General features: G+C 57.1%; 24 protein-coding genes and 1 pseudogene. 18 read left to right on the top strand and 7 right to left on the bottom strand.

Features of this window, described 5'->3' with window-relative positions; translation table 11 throughout:
• Positions 1-12: 12 nt before the first annotated feature.
• From ACFSKT_RS19720 to ACFSKT_RS19710, 3 genes are all read left to right on the top strand, one after another.
• Positions 13-687 (top strand): response regulator transcription factor, encoded by a 675-nt coding sequence (locus ACFSKT_RS19720; RefSeq protein ID WP_377718498.1) that lies wholly within the window; start codon positions 13-15, stop codon positions 685-687.
• Positions 684-1,850 carry a sensor histidine kinase gene (locus tag ACFSKT_RS19715; protein WP_377718499.1) on the top strand — a complete coding sequence of 389 codons (1,167 nt, stop codon included), beginning with the start codon at positions 684-686 and terminating at the stop codon, positions 1,848-1,850. The genes ACFSKT_RS19720 and ACFSKT_RS19715 overlap by 4 nt, the downstream gene beginning before the upstream one ends.
• Positions 1,851-1,996: 146 nt before the next feature.
• Positions 1,997-2,779 carry a MerR family transcriptional regulator gene (locus ACFSKT_RS19710; protein WP_377718500.1) on the top strand — a complete coding sequence of 261 codons (783 nt, stop codon included), beginning with the start codon at positions 1,997-1,999 and terminating at the stop codon, positions 2,777-2,779.
• 17 nt (positions 2,780-2,796) lie between these two features.
• Here ACFSKT_RS19710 and ACFSKT_RS19705 read toward each other — a convergent pair whose 3' ends face one another.
• Complete coding sequence (locus tag ACFSKT_RS19705; protein ID WP_377718501.1) at positions 2,797-3,288, bottom strand: hypothetical protein; 492 nt, start codon at positions 3,286-3,288, stop codon at positions 2,797-2,799.
• A gap of 382 nt (positions 3,289-3,670) precedes the next feature.
• Between ACFSKT_RS19705 and htpG the strand changes: the two genes are divergently transcribed.
• Positions 3,671-5,548 (top strand): molecular chaperone HtpG, encoded by a 1,878-nt coding sequence (gene htpG, locus ACFSKT_RS19700; RefSeq protein WP_377718502.1) that lies wholly within the window; start codon positions 3,671-3,673, stop codon positions 5,546-5,548.
• A 193-nt stretch (positions 5,549-5,741) separates the two neighbouring features.
• Here htpG and ACFSKT_RS19695 read toward each other — a convergent pair whose 3' ends face one another.
• On the bottom strand, positions 5,742-6,011 hold the full coding sequence (locus tag ACFSKT_RS19695) for a hypothetical protein (protein ID WP_377718503.1): 270 nt from the start codon (positions 6,009-6,011) through the stop codon (positions 5,742-5,744).
• A gap of 175 nt (positions 6,012-6,186) precedes the next feature.
• Between ACFSKT_RS19695 and ACFSKT_RS19690 the strand changes: the two genes are divergently transcribed.
• Both ACFSKT_RS19690 and ACFSKT_RS19685 read left to right on the top strand, forming a co-directional pair.
• On the top strand, positions 6,187-6,546 hold the full coding sequence (locus tag ACFSKT_RS19690) for a hypothetical protein (protein WP_377718504.1): 360 nt from the start codon (positions 6,187-6,189) through the stop codon (positions 6,544-6,546).
• 261 nt (positions 6,547-6,807) lie between these two features.
• On the top strand, positions 6,808-7,866 hold the full coding sequence (locus tag ACFSKT_RS19685) for a cation diffusion facilitator family transporter (RefSeq protein ID WP_377718505.1): 1,059 nt from the start codon (positions 6,808-6,810) through the stop codon (positions 7,864-7,866).
• Positions 7,867-7,918: 52 nt separating this feature from the next.
• On the opposite strand, the gene ACFSKT_RS19680 is transcribed toward ACFSKT_RS19685, so the two are convergent.
• The gene (locus ACFSKT_RS19680; RefSeq protein WP_377718506.1) at positions 7,919-8,881 is read right to left on the bottom strand and encodes an EamA family transporter; all 963 of its coding nucleotides are present in this window, start codon (positions 8,879-8,881) and stop codon (positions 7,919-7,921) included.
• A gap of 47 nt (positions 8,882-8,928) precedes the next feature.
• On the bottom strand, positions 8,929-9,876 hold the full coding sequence (gene corA / locus ACFSKT_RS19675; protein WP_377718507.1) for a magnesium/cobalt transporter CorA: 948 nt from the start codon (positions 9,874-9,876) through the stop codon (positions 8,929-8,931).
• A 201-nt stretch (positions 9,877-10,077) separates the two neighbouring features.
• Between corA and ACFSKT_RS19670 the strand changes: the two genes are divergently transcribed.
• The 4 genes from ACFSKT_RS19670 to ACFSKT_RS19655 all read left to right on the top strand — a co-directional run bounded on the left by ACFSKT_RS19670 (position 10,078) and on the right by ACFSKT_RS19655 (position 13,058).
• Positions 10,078-11,316 carry an MFS transporter gene (locus tag ACFSKT_RS19670; protein WP_377718508.1) on the top strand — a complete coding sequence of 413 codons (1,239 nt, stop codon included), beginning with the start codon at positions 10,078-10,080 and terminating at the stop codon, positions 11,314-11,316.
• Positions 11,317-11,484: 168 nt separating this feature from the next.
• Positions 11,485-11,883 (top strand): VOC family protein, encoded by a 399-nt coding sequence (locus ACFSKT_RS19665; protein WP_377718509.1) that lies wholly within the window; start codon positions 11,485-11,487, stop codon positions 11,881-11,883.
• A 120-nt stretch (positions 11,884-12,003) separates the two neighbouring features.
• Complete coding sequence (locus ACFSKT_RS19660) at positions 12,004-12,522, top strand: GNAT family N-acetyltransferase (protein WP_377718510.1); 519 nt, start codon at positions 12,004-12,006, stop codon at positions 12,520-12,522.
• Between the two features lie 191 nt (positions 12,523-12,713).
• Positions 12,714-13,058 carry a hypothetical protein gene (locus tag ACFSKT_RS19655; RefSeq protein ID WP_377718511.1) on the top strand — a complete coding sequence of 115 codons (345 nt, stop codon included), beginning with the start codon at positions 12,714-12,716 and terminating at the stop codon, positions 13,056-13,058.
• 19 nt (positions 13,059-13,077) lie between these two features.
• Here ACFSKT_RS19655 and ACFSKT_RS19650 read toward each other — a convergent pair whose 3' ends face one another.
• Both ACFSKT_RS19650 and ACFSKT_RS19645 read right to left on the bottom strand, forming a co-directional pair.
• Entirely contained in the window at positions 13,078-13,536 is a 459-nt protein-coding gene (locus ACFSKT_RS19650) for a hypothetical protein (RefSeq protein ID WP_377718512.1), read from the bottom strand.
• Between the two features lie 12 nt (positions 13,537-13,548).
• A complete protein-coding gene (locus ACFSKT_RS19645; RefSeq protein WP_377718513.1) occupies positions 13,549-14,313 on the bottom strand; it encodes a hypothetical protein in 765 nt (254 codons plus the stop codon).
• Between the two features lie 147 nt (positions 14,314-14,460).
• Here ACFSKT_RS19645 and ACFSKT_RS19640 point away from each other — a divergent pair, with 147 nt between their 5' ends.
• From ACFSKT_RS19640 to ACFSKT_RS19620, 5 genes are all read left to right on the top strand, one after another.
• Entirely contained in the window at positions 14,461-15,159 is a 699-nt protein-coding gene (locus tag ACFSKT_RS19640) for a class I SAM-dependent methyltransferase (protein WP_377718514.1), read from the top strand.
• A 270-nt stretch (positions 15,160-15,429) separates the two neighbouring features.
• A complete protein-coding gene (locus ACFSKT_RS19635) occupies positions 15,430-16,284 on the top strand; it encodes an amino acid ABC transporter substrate-binding protein (RefSeq protein ID WP_377718767.1) in 855 nt (284 codons plus the stop codon).
• A 12-nt stretch (positions 16,285-16,296) separates the two neighbouring features.
• Positions 16,297-16,974: an amino acid ABC transporter permease gene (locus ACFSKT_RS19630; RefSeq protein ID WP_377718515.1), complete on the top strand. Its 678-nt coding sequence runs from the start codon at positions 16,297-16,299 to the stop codon at positions 16,972-16,974.
• 12 nt (positions 16,975-16,986) lie between these two features.
• A complete protein-coding gene (locus tag ACFSKT_RS19625; protein ID WP_377718768.1) occupies positions 16,987-17,736 on the top strand; it encodes an amino acid ABC transporter ATP-binding protein in 750 nt (249 codons plus the stop codon).
• 119 nt (positions 17,737-17,855) lie between these two features.
• Complete coding sequence (locus ACFSKT_RS19620) at positions 17,856-18,458, top strand: acetylglutamate kinase (protein WP_377718516.1); 603 nt, start codon at positions 17,856-17,858, stop codon at positions 18,456-18,458.
• Positions 18,459-18,536: 78 nt separating this feature from the next.
• On the opposite strand, the pseudogene ACFSKT_RS32665 reads toward ACFSKT_RS19620, so the two are convergent.
• Positions 18,537-19,244 (bottom strand): annotated as a pseudogene (locus ACFSKT_RS32665) (GNAT family N-acetyltransferase); the annotation flags it as partial.
• Between the two features lie 357 nt (positions 19,245-19,601).
• Between ACFSKT_RS32665 and ACFSKT_RS19610 the strand changes: the two are divergent.
• The 3 genes from ACFSKT_RS19610 to ACFSKT_RS19600 all read left to right on the top strand — a co-directional run bounded on the left by ACFSKT_RS19610 (position 19,602) and on the right by ACFSKT_RS19600 (position 22,968).
• Positions 19,602-20,789 (top strand): GTP-binding protein, encoded by a 1,188-nt coding sequence (locus tag ACFSKT_RS19610; RefSeq protein WP_377718769.1) that lies wholly within the window; start codon positions 19,602-19,604, stop codon positions 20,787-20,789.
• A 366-nt stretch (positions 20,790-21,155) separates the two neighbouring features.
• Positions 21,156-21,470: a hypothetical protein gene (locus ACFSKT_RS19605; protein ID WP_377718518.1), complete on the top strand. Its 315-nt coding sequence runs from the start codon at positions 21,156-21,158 to the stop codon at positions 21,468-21,470.
• A 529-nt stretch (positions 21,471-21,999) separates the two neighbouring features.
• Positions 22,000-22,968 (top strand): ABC transporter permease, encoded by a 969-nt coding sequence (locus ACFSKT_RS19600; RefSeq protein ID WP_377718519.1) that lies wholly within the window; start codon positions 22,000-22,002, stop codon positions 22,966-22,968.
• The last annotated feature ends 6 nt before the right edge of the window (positions 22,969-22,974 follow it).

Here is a 22,974-nt window from a genome sequence, read left to right as displayed (position 1 = left end):
AGGAGAGCGGTCATGGCGCAAATACTTGTAGTGGATGACGACCCCCATATTCGCGAGCTGGTTCGCGTTATGATGCAGCGGGAAGGTTATACCGTTGCCGAGGCGGCCGACGGGATGGAGGCGCTGGAGCGGATGGAAGCGTCCGCGGCGGACTTGGTCATTCTGGATATTATGATGCCCCGCATGGACGGATGGGCGCTGTGCAAGGAGCTGCAGCGGCTGTACGAAGTCCCGCTGCTCATGCTGACGGCCAAAGGCGAGACGGTCGATAAAGTGCGCGGCTTCGATTTGGGGACGGACGATTATTTGGTGAAGCCGTTCGATCCGCCCGAGCTTGTCGTTCGGGTCAAAGCGCTGCTGAAACGGTACCGGATCAATAGCTCCCAGCAAGTGTCCGCCGCCGGATTGACGCTGGACCGCGCAGCGAACCGGGCGCAGGCGCACGGCGAAGAGCTCGCGCTTCCGCCGAAGGAATTCGAGCTGCTCTTCATGCTTCTGGGCAGCCAAGGCCGGACCTTGACGCGGGATCAGCTCATCGAGTCGATCTGGGGCTACGATTTCGACGGGAACGAGCGGACGCTCGACGTGCACATCAACCGGCTGCGGGAGAAGCTTGCCCAGCGGGGCGTACAGCTTGCGATCCGCACCGTGCGCGGTCTCGGCTACCGGATGGAGAACGCGACATGAGGGCGGGGCGGAGGCAACGCCGAAGTCGCCGCGCGGGCAAGGGTTCGGTCTGGGATGAGCTGGCCAAGCGCAGATCGCGCCCGCACATCGCGGCCCGGATTGTCGGCGTCGTCCTCCTGTTGTTCCTCTCGGCCGGCGTGGCGTACTCGATCGCGTACTGGCTGACCGGCGGGCTGCTGGCGCGGATCGATCGGCAGTGGACGCCGTTCTGGACGCAGCTGGCCACCGCGCTCGTCGGCATGCTCATTATGATGCTGTCGGCGATCGTCATCGGACTGGTGACCGGACCGAAGCAGCGGGCGGTCTGGGGCGAAATCATCGACGCGCTGCGACGGATCGCCAAAGGGGATTTCAACGTGACGCTGGACAAAGATCGGCGGATGGACGGGCAGTGGGGCGATTTCGTCCAGACGATCAATCATATGGCCTCCGAATTGAAGCAGATGGAGCAGCTTCGGCAGGAATTCATTTCCAACGTGTCGCACGAGATCGGCTCGCCGCTTACCTCGATCCGGGGGTTCGCCCATGCGCTTCAGAACGAATCGCTCACGTCCGAGGAGCGCAAGCATTACCTGTCGATCATCGAGACCGAGAGTATGCGTCTCTCCAAGCTGAGCGACAATCTCCTCAAGCTGACGTCGCTCGAATCAGCGCAGCAGCCCTTCGAGCCGAGCGCCTACAGACTGGACACGCAGCTTCGCAATGTCGTGCTGGCATGCGAGCCGCAGTGGCTGGAGAAGGAGCTGGAGCTGGCGCTCGAATTGTCTCCCGTCACGATTGAAGCGGACGAAGAAATGCTCAGCCAAGTGTGGAACAATTTGATCGTCAACGCCGTGAAATTCTCGGAGCGCGGAGGGGATCTGACCGTGAGGCTTGGGCAGAACGGCGAAGAAGCCCTTATCGAGGTGAGCGATACCGGTTGCGGCATTACGGAAGAGGACCAGAAGCGTATCTTCGAACGTTTCTTCAAAGGAGATAAGTCGCGCACGCGCACGGCCGGCGGCAGCGGACTGGGGCTGTCGATCGCGAGCAAAATCGTCGAGCTGCACGGCGGCGCGATCGGGGTGCGAAGCCGCCTTGGCGAAGGCGCGACGTTCACGGTGCGGCTGCCGCTCAAGGCGAAGGGTCCGGAATACCCCGCTTCGGGCGAAGCGCTCGCCTAACTATCAGGCAGCATCGACAAGCACGCCGCGCTAGGGCGTGCTTTTTTCTCTGGGTTGCATCCGTGCTGATAAAGGCCTTCACTAAACCGCTTGACTCTCCTCTTAGAGGAGGCCTTATCGTAGGTTTCGAAGGGAGCGTGACGCAAGTGAATTATACGGTGAAAGAAGTGTCGGCATTGTCCGGCGTGACCGTCAAGACGCTGCACCATTATCACAAAATCGGACTGCTGCTGCCGGCCGCGGTCAACGAAGCGGGCTACCGGTTATATGGCGACGAAGAGCTGAAGCGGCTTCAGCACATTCTGTTCTATAAGGAGCTGGACTTTCCGCTGGCCCGGATCAAGTCGCTTATGGACGGAGGTCAAGGCAGATTGGCGCACCTTGCAGAACAAGAGGAGCAGCTGCGCTTGAGACGAGAGAGGTTGGATGAAGTGATGCAGACGCTGAAGGCCGCGATTAATCATGAGAAAGCAGGGGAAGCTATGGCAAAGGAAGAAATGTTCCGGGGATTCGGTCTCGAAAGCGAGGAAGCGTGGCACGAAGCGCTGGAGGAGCAGAATGCGCATTTGAAAGAGACGTATGGCGTCGACCTGCTCGACGATCAACCGATCGATCCGGTCGCCATGAACGAATTAGCCGGAGAAGCGGCGCAATTCATGGACGCGATGGCCGAAGCGCTGCGAAGCGGCATCATGCACCGGGATGAGCGGGTTCGCAAGCTGCTTGCGGATCACGCGGCATTCCTCACGGATAAGGGGCATCCGACGGGCGCGGCCGAGCTCGCGGCTCAGACGCGATTTTTCTTAACCGACGCGTTCCATCTGCAGATGCTCGAGAGCCAACAGGTAGGGCTGGCTTATTACTTGGCGGCAGCTGCAGATGCGTGGGCGTCGGAATCGGCTTCGAACGCGCGACAAACCAAAGATTAATTTAATGAGTATACGCGTCAAATGCGGGATCTGCGCGGCATGCTGAACGTCATCTCGGTCCGGTCCTCGCGCTCGAACCACAGCTGGAACAGATAGACCCCGGTGCTCAGGCCGGTCAGGATGAGCAGCATCGACGTACTGGTCAGCGTCCCTTCGGTAATGCCCGCTCTGGACAGCCAAGGCGCGAGTTCGAAGGCGAACAAGCTGTTCACGGCCAAGTTCAAGATCAGATAGAGCCAGAACCGATGGAAGGACAGCGCGAGAATCCAGATCGTCACGACCCAATACGCGCTGAAGATGAGCGGCGCCGGCGTGACGGCGTCCCAGGCGAACAGCGACTGCTTATAATGCCACCAGCCATATTCCCACGCCACCTCGTACAAAATCACGTTGACGATCGTGACGAACATGGCGGCGGGCAAATACTGGCGAATCAAATCTCGGCGAAGCAGCAGCAGGGTGAAAAAGGGCAGAATGAACACCGCCCACAAGATGATGCGAAGAATCATAAGTACGTCACTCCTTCTCGGTTTGAAACGAATGATTGCGGTTTAAGCTTGTTATCTCCTTCGCGACTTACGCTCATTCGTTCTATATCCAGCCAATACAGCCTGAGCTTGGCCGCGCATCGCGGCGAAAGCCAGGCTGTTTGGCGTCAAGGGACGTTGTCAGACGCAACGCGATTCCGCCGCCGCTGCCTGAGATAGGGATTTAAGGCGTGAGCGCCATCAATGGGTTCAGCCCGAGACGTCAGGAACGTGTATGAGCCTTGGAAATATTGACATGCGGGAAGGCGAAATGATATAAAATTAGTGGGCTGGCACTCGCTGCATTAGAGTGCTAACGATGTTAACCGATCCATAACGATGAATCATGGAGGAGAAGCAAGGTATGGAGAAAAAGCAGTTTCAGGCCGAGTCCAAACGATTGTTGGACATGATGATTCACTCCATCTACACGCAGAAGGAAATTTTCCTGCGCGAACTGATTTCCAACGCCAGCGACGCCATCGACAAAATTTACTATTTGGCGCTGACCGACTCGAACCTGACGTTCGATAAGGACAGTTATTACATTCAAATTACGGCCGACAAAGAGAACCGCACGCTGACGATTCGCGATACGGGCATCGGCATGACGCAGGAAGAGATGGAGAACAATCTGGGCGTCATCGCCAAGAGCGGCTCGCTTGCGTTCAAGAAGGAGAACGAGTCGAAGGACGGCCACGACATCATCGGCCAATTCGGCGTCGGCTTCTACTCGGCGTTCATGGTCGCGGACGTCGTCACCGTCGTCAGCAAGCCGCTGACGGGCGGACAAGCGTATAAGTGGGAATCCGCGGGCGCAGACGGCTATACGATCGAGCCTTGGGAGAAGGATACCGTCGGCACGGAGATCACGCTCAAGATCAAGGCGAACACCGAGGACGAGAGCTACGACGAATTCCTCGAGGAATACCGCCTGAAGGCGATCATCAAGAAGTACTCCGACTTCATCCGCTATCCGATCAAGATGAACGTCACGAGCCGCCGACTGAAGGAAGGCAGCGAGAACGAATACGAGGATTTCACGGAAGAGCAGCGCGTCAACAGCATGGTGCCGATCTGGCGCAAGAACAAGAGCGAACTGACGAACGAGGATTATGAGTCGTTCTATAACGAGAAGCGCTATGGCTTCGACAAGCCGCTCAAGCATATCCACCTGCACGTGGACGGCGCGGTCGTCTATCAGGCGATTCTGTACATTCCGGAGAACACGCCGTTCGACTTCTATACGAAGGAATACGAGAAGGGGCTTGAGCTGTACGCGAACGGCGTCCTGATCATGAACAAATGCGGCGATCTGCTGCCGGATCACTTCAGCTTCGTCAAGGGGATGGTCGATTCCGAGAGCCTCTCGCTGAACATTTCGCGCGAAATGCTCCAGCATGACCGCCAGCTGAAGCTGATCGCCAAGAACATCGCGAGCAAAATCAAGAGCGCGCTTCAGAGCCTGCTCAAGGACGAGCGCGAGAAGTACGAGCAGTTCTACAAGTCGTTCGGCCGCCAGCTGAAATTCGGCGTGTACAACGACTACGGCGCCAACAAAGAAGCGCTGCAGGATTTGCTCCTGTTCACCTCCTCCAAAGAGAAGAAGCTCGTGACGCTGGACGAATACGTCTCCCGCATGCCGGAAGACCAGAAGTATATTTACTATGCGACCGGCGAGACGAACGAGCGGATCGAGAAGCTGCCGCAAACCGAGATGGTGCTGGACAAAGGCTACGAAATTCTTTACTTCACCGACGATATCGACGAGTTCGCGATCAAGATGCTCCTCTCGTATAAAGACAAGGAATTCCGCAGCGTCTCGAGCGGCGATCTGGGCATCGAGGAGGAGAATAAGCAGGAGGACGAGGAGCTGGCGAAAGCGAACGCCGATCTGTTCGACTACATGAAATCCCAGCTGTCGGGCAAAGTGACGAACGTGCGCGCATCCAAGCGGCTTCGCAGCCATCCGGTCTGTCTGACGTCGCAGGGCGAAGTGTCGATCGAGATGGAGAAAATCCTGCGCGCCATGCCGAACAGCGGCGGCGTCTCGGCCGAGAAAGTACTGGAGATCAACGTGAACCACGAGGTGTTCCAGTCGCTCAAGTCCGCGTTCGAGCAAGACAAGGAGAAGCTGAGTCTATATACGGCGCTTCTCTATAACCAAGCGCTGCTCATCGAAGGACTTCCCCTTCAAGATCCGGTCGAATTTACGAACGATATTTGCAAAATCATGGTGTAACCTGTTCGCATGCTTGCGACAACGCCCCTGTGTTGGCCATATGGTCAACGCAGGGGCGTTTTGTTCATCTTCAAGCAGCCAAAAAGCCCTATTGCGGGTCGAACAACCGCAGCAGGGCTTTGATGGTTAACGCTTTCGTGGTAAGATGGCCGTATTTCTAGCTTTGGGAGAAGCGGTCGTGAACAAGCGGGAACTAATGCGCCTGTCGGTCGCGCGGCGGCGTCTCCCAGCCTGGCATGTGTCTAACGTCTGCTTGCGCGCTGCGCACCGCTTCTAGAAAAGCTTGCGTCGTGCGAATGCGATTGTTCGCTAGGGTAATTTGCTCATGATGCTTGACGATGGCGACTCGATTACGCTGAAGCAGCTCGTCCACCTTTTGCGAAGTGCTTGTGATGCTTGTTGTCGCCGGACTGACGGGGTCTTGTGCCATGCTCTCTTCGTGAACAACGCATTGTTCGGCCATCTTACTTACCTCCCTGAATACGAGATTAATGGCGGCGGGCGACAGGTTTGCCTTATGTACGGTATTGTTCCTGCGGTTGCTTGACGCAGATGTTGTGAAGTGTATATACCCATGCTGGACGGGGTTGAAACAGCTGCCGGAACGAAAATGAAAGAAACGCGAGGGAATGACGAATATGGACAATGGATTATGGATTTTTCTGCTGCTTGTCGTAGCCGCCGTGTGGTACGGGCGCGCGGCCTATCGGAAGCGAAGCGGAATAGCGGGCGCCGCGAACAACCTTCGAAAGCTGGTTGACAGAGAGCGGCGGGGGACGAGCGAAGCGTCGGATTTGCCGGAATGGGAGCGCAGCCTGTCGCTGCTCGACCGGCATCCGAGCGAATATAATCAATTGAATATGGAGATCGGCGTCGTGGAAGCGTTCGTGTTTTTCTTGATGCGGCATTATCCGGAGGATGAGCGGATCGGCCTTTTGCGGGAGGAAGCGTCTTTTCGGAAGGATACGGTCATGGGATTCAAAGTAAACCGGCCCTAATGTTATCTGCCCGCCTCAGGCGACACGGCTGCCATCAGACTTCTAAGCGTGAAACCGATAAATTCCTGTAATTCAATGATAGCCGCGCATGCGCGGCTTTTTTCGATCTTCCAATATACCGGAAGCGAGGTTGGAACGAAATATCGTTTTCGGTCTTGCACGCTGGCGAATCTTTACACTATACTATATATGAGCATTTGTTCATATATAATGACGAAGTGTACTTGGGAACCTTAGGGTAATCCGGTTGGAGGTATCTGTATGAAACATACGAATCCAGATGCGCTGCATGAACACAAGCACGACCATTCGTGCGACGGCCATGGACAGCATCATGATCACGATCATCATGGACACGATCATCATGGACACGATCATCATGGACACGGTCATCATGGGCACGGTCATGATGGTCACGAACACCATCACGGACCGGGTCACCATCACCATGGCCCCAATAATAAAGCGGGGCTTGCGATCGCGCTCGGCATTACCTCGTTGATCATGCTGCTTGAATTTGCGGGAGGGCTGCTGACGAACAGCCTTGCGCTATTGTCCGATTCGGGTCACATGCTCAGCGACGCGGCGGCGCTGCTTCTCAGTCTGACGGCCTTGTGGATGGCGGCGCGGCCCGCGACGGCCCGTCGTTCGTTCGGCTTTTACCGCTTTGAGATTTTGGCGGCTCTCTTCAACGGGGCGGCGCTGTTCTTCATCGCCGGCATTATCATCTGGGAAGCGTCCGGCCGGTTCTTCGCGCCACCCGAGGTGCAGAGCGGTTCGATGATGCTGATCGCCTTGATCGGGCTGCTTGCGAATTTGATTAGCGCGTGGTTCCTGATGCGTAAAGGCGACGTCAAGGACAACATCAACGTCCGCAGCGCATATCTGCACGTGCTAGGCGACGCGCTCGGCTCGGTCGGCGCGATCGCCGCCGGCTTGCTGATGTATTTCTTCTCCTGGTACGCCGCCGATCCGATTATTAGCGTCGTCGTCGCGCTGCTTATCCTCAAGAGCGCTTGGGGCGTAATCAAGTGGGCCGTCCATATTCTGATGGAAGGCACGCCGCCGGCCGTCGACGCGGAGCAGGTCAAGAGCACGCTGCTCACTATCGAAGGCGTCCAAGACGTGCACGATTTGCACATCTGGACCATTACCTCCGGGATGGACTCGCTCAGCTGCCATCTGCGCGTGCTGGACGCCGCGGACGAGCAGCACATCCTGCAGCAGGCGATCAGCCGGCTATCCGAGACATTCAGGATCGACCATGCTGCGATTCAAATCGAGAAGTCCGGCATTGCGCACCCCGCCTGCAAAATCTAACAGAGCTTCCGACAAACAAAGCCGCATGCCTGCGAGGGCATGCGGCTTTTGCCTATCCACCGAGCAGCTTGAGCATGAGTACGCCCCCGAAGGTTGTCATCACCCCGGCCGTCTCGAGTCTCGTAAACCGTTCGCGGACGTAGAATCGACTGTACGCAAGCACGAACAGGACGTTGCTCGCCACGACGGCGGAGACGAGTCCGGCTTTGCCAAGGTCGAAGGCGGTTAAGATCAGCACCATGCCGACCGCGTTCGTGATGCCGATGAGCATGCCGATAAGAAAGGCCCGCCGGTCGGACCAGGGCTTGTCGGATGCGCCGGTTCCATTGGCGACGCTAAGGCGTTCTCCGCCGCGCGGATCGGACGGCGATTGACTGTTGTCGGCGCCATAACCCGCGACGGCGGCTTCCTTGCGCGGCACTCGTGCTTGGCTTCGCTCGATCCAGCGCCATGCGCCGAAGCAAATCGTCCCCGTGAAGAACATGAGGAAGAGCGTCGGGAACAGCGGCGCCTCCCGCAGCTGCGACCATTTGCCGGAAAGGTCATTGGCCGCGAACATCGCGAGGGCAAGCAGCCCCCACTGCGCGCCTTGCAGATTGCCGAGCGTAATATCGTTGGAAAACCGGACGAGCAAGACGCCCGCGATGATGACGAGAAAAGCGGCCAGCTGCGTCCTATCGAGCGTTTCGCCCCAGAAGACCAGCGCGCCGATCGCGACGAGCACGGCCGGGAGGGCGGTTATAATCGCCACGACGGAAGCTTTGCCGACTTTGAAGCCTTGGAACATGCTGGCGTTGGCCACGAACGAGAAGAGGCCCATTTGGACCCCGATCCAAGCGCTCGCGTCCCACGATTGATTGAGGAGTAGCGCGCATCCCCCGCAGATGACGGCGCCCATGAAGAACGTTCCGGCGAGCAGCGCGTTGCGGCTAAGCGGCTGCTGGCTCGTCCAGTGATAGAAGATGCCCCGCAGACCAAAGCTGATCGACGCTAGTAAGGAGAATAGAAGCCACATGAACGGATACGGTCCTCGCTTTCGTTAAATTGCCGCAGCAGCCGGCCCTATCTGAACCAACCCTTTCTGCGGAACCAGCCATACATGCCTATGCCCAGGGAGGCCATGACAAGCAGCACGGCGCCATACCCCCATCGCCACTCGAGCTCGGGCATGTGCGCGAAATTCATGCCGTATAGGCCGGCGATGAACGTTAGCGGCATGAAGATCGTCGTAATGACGGTCAGCGTCTTCATGATCGTGTTCATGCGGTGGGCGTTCAGCGAGATGTAGCTGTCGCGCAGATCGGCCGTAATTTCTCGGTTCGATTCCAGCATATCGGCGAGCTTGAGCAAATGGTCGTGAATGTCTTTGAAATAAACGAGCTGGCTCCTCAACTGGTCGATCCGCTCGGTATTAAGCAGCCGATAGAGCAGGTCGCGCATCGGCAGAATCGTCCGTCTTAATTTGAGCAGCTTGTTGCGGATCTCGAACACCTGGTTCATCCAAGACTCATTCCCAATGGAGCTGGCCGATTCGAGCTCGCTTAATTGATCCTCGAGCGAATACATGCCGGGGAAATACTCATCCACCAGCTTATCCATGACCACGTAGGCGGCATAGAGAGGACCGCGGTCCTTTCCTTTCTGCTGGTCGCCGATCTTGGACCACGCCTCGTCAATCTCGCGAAGCGGACGGTGGTGGAACGTAACGATATACCGGGGGCCGATGAACAAATTCACCTCATGGGCGGCCAGGGTCTCGGGCTGGATGGCATGCATAACAAGAAAATGGACGTCGTCATAGTGGTCCATCTTCGGACGCTGCAGCAAGTGCATGCAATCTTCGATCGCCAGAGGATGGAAGCGGAAATGGCTGCCGAGCAGCTTCGCCTCCCGTTCGGTCGGTTCGCTGAAGTCGACCCAATACCAAAGAATGGCATCGTCCGCAAGCTCGCTCAGGCTGAGGTCGCGGAGCACTTCGAGCGTCTTGGTAACGGCTAACGTACGAATCATGAAAGAAGACTCCTTACAAGCGGGAATGGTTCCCATTATACCACAGGCGCTGCAAGCGGGATGCGCGCCGAGAAAGTCAAATTCTCATATATTCTTGCCTAAATATACGGTTGCGGACCCGGCGGCTTTCTGTGAAGATAACGGTAGCGGCAAAATCGACAGCTTGCGCTTAATCCTGAAGAATCGTGGTGCATCTCGCCTATGAAATCCAAAACGCCGATCGTCAAGCTCGGCTTGACCATGAGCCCCCGCGTTTGGCTGAACGCCAAAATCGATCTGGGGGCGACTTGCCTATTCAGCTTGTTCAACGTCGTGCTCAACCAATTCTACGTGGCCTTCGCCATCCAACAGGGGGCCAGCCACGCCCAGGTTGGCATCTTGACGGCCGCGCCGGCCGTCGGCTTGATCTTCTCTCCGCTCTGGGCGAACTGGATCGAGAAGCGCAACCGGCCGCTGCCCTTTGTCATCATCCCGAATATAATCGGACGGCTCTTATTGTTCTTCCCCGCGTTGTTCGCGTCGCCCTCGGTCTACGTGGCGGTCGCGATCGCCTTTCAATTGCTGATGGGCATTCAAGCGCCGGCGTACGCGTCGCTGGTCTCGCGCATGTACCCGGCCGACGTGCGCGGCCGGCTGATGGGCTACGTGCGCGTCGCCATGGGACTGCTCATGATCCCGCTCGCGTACGTCGTCGGCAGCTGGGCGGATGCGTCGGGTCCGTCGGGACCGCTGATTGCGGCCTCAATCGCGGGGACCGCGTCGATCATCCTGTTCCGCGGCTTGCGTATTCAGAAGCAGAAGCCGAAGCCGCAGGCGGATATTCGCAAATTCTCGCTGCGCGATCAATGGGCGCTGGTGCGGGGCAACCGGCAGCTGGCCGTCTTCCTGGGCGCGACGACGTTCGCGGGATTCGGCAATATGATGGCCAGCCCCTTGTACCAGATCATTCAGGTGGACGTGCTGGACCTGTCGAACGTGCAGATCGGGTTCGCGCGGATGGCTTATTATTGCGGCTTGCTCGTCACGTTCCTCGTGGCGGGTTACATGATCGACCGGTTCGACATCAAATACACGCTCATGTGCGGGATCGGCGCTTACGCGATCGTGCCCGCGCTCTATGGATTATGGGGCACCTATCCGGCCGTCATCATCGGCAATGGCATTCAAGGCATCGGCGAAGCGATCTGGGATATCGGCATTCTGTCCTTCATCTTCCGGCTGGCTCCCGGACGCGAGGCCGCTGTCTTCGGCGTGCACCTCATGCTCTTCGGCTTCAGGGGCTCCATCGGCCCGCTGCTGAGCACGACGGTGCTGCAGGACGTCTCGCTGGAGGTGCTGCTGCTCTGGGCCGCGGCCTGCGGCGTGATCGGCACGGCGATGTTCGTGCTGGGGAACCGAAGCCCGGCAGGCGCGCGGCGCAAGCCGGATCTATCAGCCTAATCGTACGGCCTCGCGCCGGGGGGAGTCGACATGACGACCCTCTGGCGCTATTTGTCGTCGGCGCATGGCTATGCATCCTGGGTCAGAGTGCAGCTAAAGAGCCGAATCTGGTAAAATAAGGCCAGGATCTTGCGGATCTGACTGATAACGGACAAGGAGTGGAAGAGGATGAGCAAAGTAACGCCGTTCCTGATGTTTCAAGGACAGGCAGAGGAAGCGATTACCCATTACGTCAACCTCATTGAGGGCAGCGAAATAACGAGCCTTGTCCGGTACGGACCGAATGAGCCCGGCGCGGAAGGCAGTGTCATGCAGGCCTCCTTCTCGCTGAAGGGACAAGAGATCCTGTGCATCGACAGCAGCATCAAACATGATTTTACGTTCACGCCGGCCTTCTCGCTCTTCGTCACCTGCGATACGGAGGAGGAGCTGGACAAGCTGTACGCAGGACTGTCGGAGGGCGGTCACGATTTGATGCCGCTCGGCGATTACGGCTTCAGCAAGAAATTCGGCTGGTTCGTCGACCGTTTCGGCGTCTCTTGGCAGTTGACTTTGCCGCACGCGTAAGCGCGCCGTAGGTGTTTTGCGCGCGTACCCGCGCGTTCTTTTCTCCGCCTGGCAGGCAAACTCCCGGCGCCATCCGCATATGCTCTTGTAGGACGAACTCGCGTAAGGGGGCAATTGCGGATGGAGTTGAAGCTTTACGCGCTGCAGACGCTGCAGGAGACGGCGCTCTGGCGGGAGGCGTTTGCGAAAGGCGGCCTCGATCGGCCGATCGGCTATTATGCCGACTGCTTCGAAGCCAATCGCGGCGGCAGGCAGGTCACGGTGCTGGCCGAGGCGGACGGAAGGATCGCCGCATGCGGACATGTGCTGAAGGAGTCGGGCTGCGCTCCGTTCCGGGAAGAGGGCATTGCGGAAGTGCACGGTGTGAACGTCTTGCCGCAGTTCCGGCGCCGCGGAGTCGGCGGCCGGCTGCTTGACGAGCTGGAAGCGATCGCTTTGCGCAAGTATGCGTCGATCGGTCTAGTCGTAGGATTAGACGTAAATGATGGACCGGCAAAACGCATGTATGCCAATCGGGGATATGTGCCGGATGGCAGAGGTCCGAGCCGCGGCGGCGAGACGGTCGAGCTGGGCGGGCTGGCGAGGGCGGATGATCTGCTGGTGTATTGGACGAAAGAGCTAGGCGCGAAGCAAGGCTAGGCGGGGCGGGATTTCCAGCGCACCGTACGGCATGGCGAATAGCCTGGCGGGCTCGCAATCGAGCTTGCCGGGCTATTTGCGTTTTCCGGTCGGAGCCGGCAAACGCGCAAGATATTTTTCAAGCGACTGTAACATTTTTCTAGAATATCTCGTTTAAGGGAAGTCATCGATGGATAGGAAAGGAGATTGCTATGTTTACCAGTCGGTTTACGCTGGTCGCGGCCAGCTTCATCGTCGGCTTATCGTTTATCGTGGGCTGCTTCGTGCTGCGAACGGGAGAATCTCCGCTCGTGCAGACGTCCGGCGGCGAGAAGGCGGTGCTGACGCTTAAGGAAGCGGCCGCGGCGCTGAATATGACCGAAGCGCAGGTCAAGCTGATCATCAGCGCGGAGGAGAGCGACCCGGGGAGCGATCGAATGAAGCTGCCCTACTTCAATATCAAGAGCGATCTTTTCTTTAGCCGCGTGGGCCTTCTGGCTTGGATCGAAGCGGCTTCGGCTGAGCGGCGGCATTATTCGGGGCAGGCGATCCAGTAAGCGGCTGGCCGTGCTGGCGTCAGCTTAGATGCCTGATCGCCGACACGCCCAGCGCCGTGTTGTTCCACAGCAGCTCCTCGATTGATTCCCGGTCGCGATCCTCGCACCGGATCACGAGCACGACCTCGCTCGTGATGGCTTTGGCGCCGTTTTTCGTTTTGCGAAGAAGGAGCATTTTGAGCCCGAAGCCGATCGCGATGCCGGTCAAGAGCCCGATCAACCCCCACCAAATCGGACCCCACGCCAGCTCGTAGCCGTAGACCGCGCCGAGCAGCATGAGGCAGGTGCCGAGAATGGCGGCCGCGTCCATCGTGCTGAATCCGTCGGCGCTGTGGATCGTGTCGAACAGCTTGCGAGGCTCTGTCCGCTTGTCCAGCGGCACGGCCAGAATTTGCTCGTTCGTCAGGCCCTTGTGCGTGAGCGCGGACAGCGCAAGTTCCAGGAAGATGGACTGTTCGAAGGTTGCGATGATATACACCGAATGGGCACCTCATTTGAACGGCATTTTGAACGCCGCCGATTGAAAGTGGTTACGAAGGTAATAGGATTGCTCCTTCTCGAACAGCTTGTTCTGTTCGACGCAGGAAACATAAGCATCATAGAAAATGAAGCAGTAGATGGACGGCAAATACATGAGCCACTGCATATCGAGCGATTTTGTCGCCGCGGCCGTTTGCCCGGTCAAGCTGAGATGGACGGCCGGGAGCAAGTGGGAGAAATAAATGACCGTCGTCGTGTAGCCGAAGAAGAACAACCCGGAGATGACCTTGTGCACGTACATATGGCCGAGTCCGGGCATAATGGCCGACCAAGCGAGGGCGACCCAGGGCTTGCGTTTGTCCAAATAGTTCATGTCCCAGGGGCCCATTCGCGTCGCGACCATCGGGGCGTCTTCGCGGTCGGCGAGCAGATACAGCTTGTTGATATCGACGGTTGAGCGATAGCCGTCCCAGATCGCGTAGACATAAATGCCAAGATAGGCAATCAGCCAATTTTGGTCCAACGACTGTTTGGCCAATTCGAATTTGCCCTGCAGCGAATACATGATTCCTGTGTTTATATGCGCTTTGTTGTTGATAAAGATTTCCCAGAGAATGAGAATGAACGCTTTCGTATACCGCTGCAGCAGCAAATTGCCGAAGCCCGGATAGGAGAACGCGAAGAACGCGACGACCCACGGATTGCGCAGGTGAAGCTGATTGGTCGTGAACGAAGATAAGTACGCTCGCGGGCGCCTGGCGGTCGTGGGGGGCACGTCGTGCACTCCTTTCGGCAACGGGTCGATGCTCACAGGTTTCTCATAAATGTCCGGCGATATTCCAAAAGCTCCAACCGTTCCCAATTACGTTGCCCTGCGAACGGGTGCGCCTGTAAAATGAAGGGAATAAAGGGGGCGACGCGCGTGGATCGGATTACGCAAATCAGGGAAGCGGAGAAGCACTATCACGACGAGCTGTTCAAGGAGCATCGCCTATTCGAGCCGGGTTCATGGATGAGCAAGCCGGTCGGGACGGTCATCGAGCTGCTGGAGGCCGAACGCGACAATCTTCAAGTATTGGATCTGGGGTGCGGCCCAGGGCGGCACAGCATACCGATCGCGCGGCGGGTAAGTAAGAGCGGCGGACTCGTCACGGGTGTCGACCTGTTGGATTCCGCGATTGCCAAGCTTGGGGAATACAGCCGGGAATTCGGCGTTGAACGGTCGATACGCGGCGTGCAGTGCGATATCGAGACGTTTCGGATCGAAGCGGAAGCGTACGATTATATTATCGCGGTATCCTCGCTAGAGCATCTTTCTTCGGAGGAGGCATTGGCAAGCAAATTAGCGGAGATGGCAGCCGGAACGAAGCCAGGCGGCGTGAACTGCCTCCTCGTCAATACGTCGATTACCGAGACGGTAATCGGCTCGGGGGAGCAGCTGGTGCCCATGTTCGAGCTGAATGTGACGAATGCGCGGCTGCATGACCTGTTGGCTGGCCCGTACGCAAGCTGGCAGGTGCTGGCGGACAGAAGCAAGACGACCGTCTTCGAGATTGATCGGGACGGCCGGCAGGTCGAGCTGGCATCCGACTGCGTGACCTTTGCGGCGCGCAAACCGTGATTCGCGCAGTTTCAAGGTTTCATTCCAGGGTGAAAATAAGACCGGGGCCATCATGGTTCCGGTCTTATTGTTTATGATTAATTTCCAGAAATTCGTATATATTCGCGAAAATATGGAATACTATCTCAGAATTTAGCGGCAGTAACCCGTAACTCCGGTTGAATCTACTTAGTTGACGGCATATACTAATAGATGTTACGATGTTTAATATCTTACTAATCTAGTAGGGATAGAGGGTTATGCCCGTAGACAGAAGGAGAGAATCGCATGATGAAGAAACGCAATTACGTCCTGCTGATGCTGGTGGTCGTCTTGACGATGGCGCTTACGGCTTGCGGCGCGAAGAACGAGTCCAATAATTCCGGGACCGGCAATGGCACGACGGCCGGTACGGCGAATAACGGCGGCGAAGGCGCTGAGTCGACGCTGCTCGATACGATCAAGAAGGAAGGCAAGATCCGTTTCGGCACAGAAGGCACGTATGCGCCGTTCACGTTCCATGACAATAACGGCGAACTGACGGGCTTCGACGTCGAGCTTGCGCGCGAAGTGGCCAAGCGTCTCGGCGTGGAAGCAGAATTCGTCGAGACCAAGTGGGATGGCATGTTTGCCGGCATCGACGCCAAGCGCTTCGACGTGATCGCGAACCAAGTGTCCATTAACGAAGAACGCCTGGCGAAATACGACTTCTCCGATCCGTACATCGTCTCCAAGGCGGTGCTGATCGTCCATGAAGACAACGCCGACATCAAGGCGCTCGCCGATCTGAAGGGCAAGAAATCCGGCCAGTCGCTGACGAGCAACCTAACGCAGATCGCCAAAGACAACGGCGCGGAAATCGTGCAGGTCGACGGGTTCAATCAAGCGATCGAGATGCTCATCTCCAAGCGGATCGATGCGACGATCAACGACGGTCTTTCGTTCCTGGACTTCAAGAAGCAGAAGCCGAACGCGCCGATCAAAATCGTGGCCGAGACGGAGGACGCTTCGCAAAGCGCTTTCCTGTTCAACAAAGGCAATCCCGAGCTCGTGCAAGCGGTCAACGAAGCGTTGAAGGCGATGAAGGACGACGGCACGTACTTGTCCATCTCCGAGAAATACTTCGGCGCCGACGTCTCCAAATAACAGGCGTTCGATATGAGTGATCAATCGACCAGACTGTGGAACATCTTCGTGGATTCGTTCCTGCCCCTGCTGAAAGCAGGGGTCCTTTTTACGATTCCGCTCACGCTGATTTCGTTCGCGCTCGGATTGATCGTCGCCCTGCTGACCGCGCTGGCGAGGCTGTCCGATATCCGGATCCTGTCCGGCATTGCGCGCTTCTACGTGTGGATTTTCCGGGGAACGCCGCTGCTGGTGCAGCTGTTCATCATTTTCTTTGGGCTTGCCCATGTCGGCATCATTATCGATCCATTCCCGGCGGCGGTCATCGGCTTCACGCTGAACGTCGGCGCCTACAATTCAGAAGTAATTCGCGCCGCGATCCTCTCGGTGCATAAGGGACAATGGGAAGCGGGTTATTCACTCGGCATGACGCGGGTGCAGGCGCTGCGCCGCATCGTGCTGCCGCAGGCGGCTCGCGTCGCCGTTCCGCCGCTGTCCAATTCCTTCATCAGTCTCGTCAAGGATACGTCCTTGGCGGCAAGCATCGCGCTTACGGAGCTGTTCGGCAAGGCGCAGCAATTTACGGCCACCTACTACGAGCCGCTCTTGCTCTACTCCGAAGCCGCGCTCATCTACTTGATGTTCAGCACGGTGCTCTCATTCTTGCAAGCCAGGCTGGAGCGGCGGTTCGACCGCTACTCGGCCAGATAGAGGTAGACGATGATTCTGCAAATGACGAATGTAAAGAAGTCGTTCGGACGCAACGAAGTGTTGAAAGGCATCGATCTGACGCTGGACAAAGGCAAGGTGCTCGTGATCATCGGCCCTTCCGGTTCGGGCAAGTCGACCTTGCTTCGGTGCATGAACCTACTCGAAGTGCCGACGGACGGGCAGATCAGCCTGAACGGCGTGTCCGTGGACTTCTCGGGCGGTCGCAAGCCGGCGAAGAACGCGGTATTGGACATCCGGAAGCGCACAGGCATGGTGTTCCAAAGCTATAATCTGTTCCCGCACCGGACCGTGCTGGAGAATATTATCGAAGGACCGGTCGTCGTCCAGCGCAAACCGGTGGAGATGGCGAAGCTGCGCGCGATGGAGCTGCTGCGCAAAGTGGGGTTGGAAGACAAAGCGGACGCTTATCCCCACCAGCTCTCGGGCGGCCAGCAGCAGCGCGTCGGCATTGCCCGGGCGGTGGCCATGGATCCGGAGCTGCTGCTGTTCGACGAGCCGACGTCGGCGCTTGATCCCGAGCTGGTCGGCGAAGTGCTCAAGGTCATCCGGGAGCTGGCGGCGGAAGGCATGACGATGGCGGTCGTGACGCACGAGATGAAATTCGCCGGCGAGGTTGCCGACCAGGTCGTCTTCATGGATAACGGCATGATCATGGAGGCGGGAACGCCGGAACAAGTGCTGAAGCGGCCGGCGAACGAGCGGACGAGGATGTTTTTGTCGAGGTTGACGGATGCGACATAAGGAAGGACACGAGGGGAGCTGCGGCTCCTCTTTTTTTAGGTTTTGGATGGGCCAAACACGAACGCGAACTTCTGCCTATATACTGTAGCAGAATATTGGCAAAGGAGTTAACGACGCGTATGTATGGTTATTACGGCTACCCCCTTTATGATTGGCGCTTGAATCCGCCTATGACATGGTCGCCTTCCAAGGTGATGCTTGACCGGCAGCTGCGGGCATTGTGGGAACAGCATGTGTACTGGACAAGGCTGACGGTGAACAGCATCATTGAACGACTGCCCGACGAGAGCGTCACAACCGCGAGGCTGCTGCGCAATGCCGCCGATTTTGGAGCTGCGCTGGAGCCTATATACGGGCCGGCCATCGCGGCAGCGTTCGCCGAATTGCTGCGCGGCCACCTCACGATCGCGGCCGAGCTGGTGAAAGCACTGCTAGCCGGCAATACGGCGGCGGCAGAAGATGCGCAGAAACGCTGGTACGAGAATGCGGACGATATCGCGTTATTCCTCAGCCGCATTAATCCGTACTGGTCGCAAGCAGAATGGCAGAAAATGATGCATGAGCACTTACGGCTTTTGACCAGCGAAGTGTCCACCAAACTGATGAAGAATTACGAGGAAAATGTCGCCCTCGGCGACCAGATCGAAGCGCAGGCGCTCGAGATGGCCGATATGATGACAACCGGCATCATTCAGCAGTTCCCCGCCCGCTTTAATCTCTAAGGAATAAGAGCGGCTGCTCGGATCGTATAGCGGCGTGAACGAGGAAGCTAGCGGGGGGGCGCAGCGATACCAGTAACGGTACGCCTCCCGGTAACCTAGCTTCGCATACAACCTTCGCGCAGGCGCATTATTCAGCACGACGGCCAAATAACTGGAGCGTGCGCCTTCATGCCTTCCCCAATGGAGCAAACGGAGGATCATCTGCTCGGCGTATCCCCGATTCCTGCAGCTGGGATCGGTCACGATATCGTAGAGGCCGATATACCCGCGCTCGATGACGCCGAAGCCGCAAGCAACCGCTTTTCCTTCCTCATAAAGCCGAATGAAGCCCGCTGTTGTCCGTATCTTGCCGAGCATTCGAGTCATGACGGGTTGGTGATGCAAGGCGGAGCCGTTCAGCCTGCAAAAATCCGCGATCCAATCTTCGGACGGCTGCGTCTCTATGCTGAATTCGGACGGCAGCGGATCTCGGAGACGAGCCAGCTCCAGCGTTTGCACGCTGGTTATATCCACCTGCTCATAGCCGCGATCTGACAGCAGGCGATCCAGACCGTCCGGCGCGGATGCGGTTAGTTTGAATACGGGCTGCAGCTCATTGTCTCGATAAATCCGCTCGCAGACGTCGATCTTCGGCGACAGCTCGCACTTCCCGCTATAGAGAGGGCTGACCGAATTCGCGCGTTTGGTATAGCCTTCGGCAAAGCGAAGCACCCAGCCATCATAGAGCACGGTGGAGAGAGCCGGCCAGTTGTTCAGCGACAGCTCTTCGATAAACGTGATATCCATCGGATAACCTCCCTTTCGTGATGATGAATGATTATACGTAATTATGCATAAAAATACAATGCTGTTGAATGAATATGCAGGCGGGGGTGTCCATTGGAATGGGTATGCATCATTACGAGGATTTTAAGCGTAATAATTACATTTGACTTAAGGTTAAGATGTGTGCTAGGATTTTAAAAAGTAAAAATTACGAATTAAACCCGAGCGCATGCGAACGACCCATTGGACAAGGTGGGTTCATCGTGGGCTTCACAACACATCTGATTATCGTAATTATTACAATATGGAGGTAATACATACATGAACAAGCCAACATTCGCCAACCGCACGGAAATGAAAGCCGCACAAGCCTTCCCTATGCGACCAATCCCGGTCACGGTATTGAGCGGCTATCTGGGCGCGGGCAAGACGACGATCTTGAACCATGTGCTGAACAATCGGCAGGGCTTGCGCGTAGCGGTCATCGTCAATGACTTGAGCGAGGTGAACATCGATGCCGGGCTGATCCGGGACGGAGGCGGGCTATCGCGCACGACCGAGACGCTCGTGGAGATGTCCAATGGCTGCATCTGCTGCACGCTGCGCGACGATTTGCTGCGCGAGACGCAGCGGCTTGCGATGGAAGGGCGATTCGATTACATCTTGATCGAATCGACTGGCGTCGGCGAGCCGGTGCCCGTCGCACAGACGTTTACTTATGTAGACGAGGAATTGGGGATCGATCTGAGCGCCGTGTGCAGGCTCGATACGATGGTGACCGTCGTGGACGCCTACCGCTTCTGGCACGACTTTGCCTCGGGCGAGACGCTCATGGACCGCAGCCAGGAAGCGCACGAGCACGATGCCCGCGAGGTGGTTGATTTACTGATCGACCAAATCGAATTTTGCGATGTGCTGGTGCTGAACAAGTGCGACTTGGTCGACGAATCCGAACTCGCGCATTTGGAGGGGGTGCTGCGGAAGCTTCAGCCGCGGGCGAAGCTGATCCGCGCGGCAGGCGGCAAGGTGAACCCGGCCGATATTCTGAACACAGGCTTGTTCGATTTCGAGGCGGCGAGCGCTTCCGCGGGCTGGCAGCGAGAGCTGGACAAGCCTTCGCATACGCCCGAGACGGAGGAATACGGCATCGGCTCCTTCGTTTATGAGCGCGTGCGGCCCTTTCATCCGGGGAGGCTGCTCGATTGGATGTCGTCGTGGCCGGAAGAGGTCGTACGGGCGAAAGGCATCATGTGGCTCGCGACGCGCAGCGACATCGGACAAACCATTAGCCAGGCAGGGCCATCTATTCAATTCGGCCCTTCGGGTAACTGGGTGGCGGCGCTGCCGGAGGCCGAGAAGAACGAGATCTTAAGGGAAGAGCCGGAGCTGCGCGAAGCCTGGCACCCGCGATATGGCGATCGGATCAACAAAGTCGTCTTCATCGGCATTGAGATGGATCGGCAGCGGCTGACGGACAGCTTGGACGCGTGTCTGCTGACGGAAGAAGAGATGGCGCTCGATTGGCAGACGTTCGAGGATGAGCTCCCGAACGCGGAGGCGGTATAACGCGACATGCAGGACGAATGCTGACACGCCGCGTTTCGAGACAAAAAAAAGCGACCCGCACGAATGCGGGTCCAAGTGTTTATATGAATGGGGGGTCGTTGATTCTTATTACCCCCGGTAACAGGAGAATAAACAGGCAATCGCAAAAAAATAAAAAAGTTTTTTTGGAGCGGCGGAAATTCGCGCGAGAAGCCGTAGAAGGTGGCGCCGAAAGCGCTAGATAGCTCGAGCGAGATCATCTAGTCTCTCCACAAGGCGACGGCCGCGATTAGGTAGAAATTTGTCGAAAACGTATTTACAGCCTTCCCCGTCCGATCGTAAGATAGCTCTTAGAGGCCGGAGCGGCCAAAGAGAGGATATGGGGATATGTCGAAGAAGAAGGTATTGGCGGGGCTCATCATCCCACAGATCGTTTATGTGTTGTTCATTCTGGTCTGGATTTTCGTCTCGATCGCGTCGGTCATGATGTTCGATTCGCCGGGCTCGGAGAACCACCTGGGCGTATGGGCGGTATTCCTGCTCATCGTCGCGTACCCGGTCGGCCTGATTGCCGGACTTCTTTTAAGCTGGGTGTCCTTCTTCCGAAGAAGGTATCGGGCCGCGCTCCTGTGGAACGGCATCCCGCTGCTGTGGGTGCTGCCGATCGGCGGATTCCTGATCTATGCGAATTTTTTCAGTTAATTATAAGGGCATCAGCCGCAAGAGCCATCTTAGGGTGGCTTTTCGCGCGTTTAGGTCAGCCAACCCGTTGGCTGGCTTTTTTCGTTTCCCTCGGCGGGGGCAATGCTGTCAGGTTAAGGAAAAACGGCTGGTGAAGCCACCGGTGGCCAACGATCAACAGGCTTCAACACGCTTATGACTAGAAGGACTTACCTCCCCCTGAAGCTTTGTCCGTAAGGACAAAAGCGTGCCAGCTCGAAGCAAACCGCCGACCGCGAACAAGCGAACCAGCACGAACAAGGGAGTCCTGAGCGTTTTCAAGGAAAACGCACTTCGGAAGCATGCGCTTGGGCGAAGTCCTTTGGAGCCTCCTCGGCGGAGGAGGTGGGAGGAGGGAGCATTGGCGGAGGGGGAAGGGAGAGGAAGCAAGCTTCCACCTAAAAAAACGTCACCATAACCAAAATCGCAAGCCTATTATTATCGGTGTACCCATTTTACAATGAGAACAAAGAAAGGGCTTACATGATAGAGAGAGAGGAAGGTGCGGCCGATGGGCGCAAAGGCTCAAAGCGGCGCGGAGTGGGAGCGCAATACGGCAGCAAAGGCTAGAACGACTAGCATATGGCGCAAAATTTACGGGCAGCGCTACCTGCAAGTGATGGCTTTGCTCGGCGTAGCGTGGATGCTCGTGTTCAACTACATTCCGATGTACGGGATTATCATCGCGTTCAAGGAATACGACATTATTTATTCGATCTCCGAAGCGCCGTGGGTTGGCTTGGAGCATTTCAAGGCATTTCTCGAGGACGACAGCCTGCCGTACGTCATTAAGAATACGCTCGGCATGAGTTTGTTCAAGCTGCTGATCGGATTCCCGCTGCCGATCCTATTCGCCCTCCTGCTGAACGAGCTTCGTTCGGCGATTTTCAAGCGGTGGGTGCAGACGATTTCGTATTTGCCTCACTTCCTGTCCTGGGTTATTCTGGGCGGCATCATGGCGACTTTCCTCGCCGACGTGGGGATCATCAACAAGCTGCTGCTGGCGCTTGGATGGATCGACGAGCCCATCATGTATTTGGCAGAGCCGCAATATTTCTGGTCCATCGTCGTTTCCTCCGACATCTGGAAGGAGCTTGGATGGTCTGCGATTATCTACCTGGCCGCCATATCGAGCGTCTCGCCCGAACTCTATGAAGCGGCGACGATCGACGGCGCCGGACGATTCCAGAAGATCTGGAACATTACGCTGCCTTCGATCAAAGGGACGATCTCGATTCTGTTCATCCTGGCGATCAGCGGCATTCTGAACTCCAACTTCGATCAAATTCTCGTCCTGCGCAATGCGCTGAACGAAACGTCCAGTAACGTTATCGACGTCTATGTGTACCAGACCGGCTTGGCTTCGGGACGGTATTCGTACGCGACGGCCGTCGGTCTGATCAAATCGTTAATCGCGCTTGTCCTGCTGCTCGCCGCCAACCGGGTGACGAAGCGGCTCAGCGATACGTCCTTATTCTAGTCAAAG

This window comes from Paenibacillus xanthanilyticus (assembly GCF_042682185.1).
GTDB classification, from domain to species: domain Bacteria; phylum Bacillota; class Bacilli; order Paenibacillales; family Paenibacillaceae; genus Paenibacillus_Z; species Paenibacillus_Z xanthanilyticus.
This window is presented reverse-complemented; position numbering and strand designations above follow the sequence as displayed.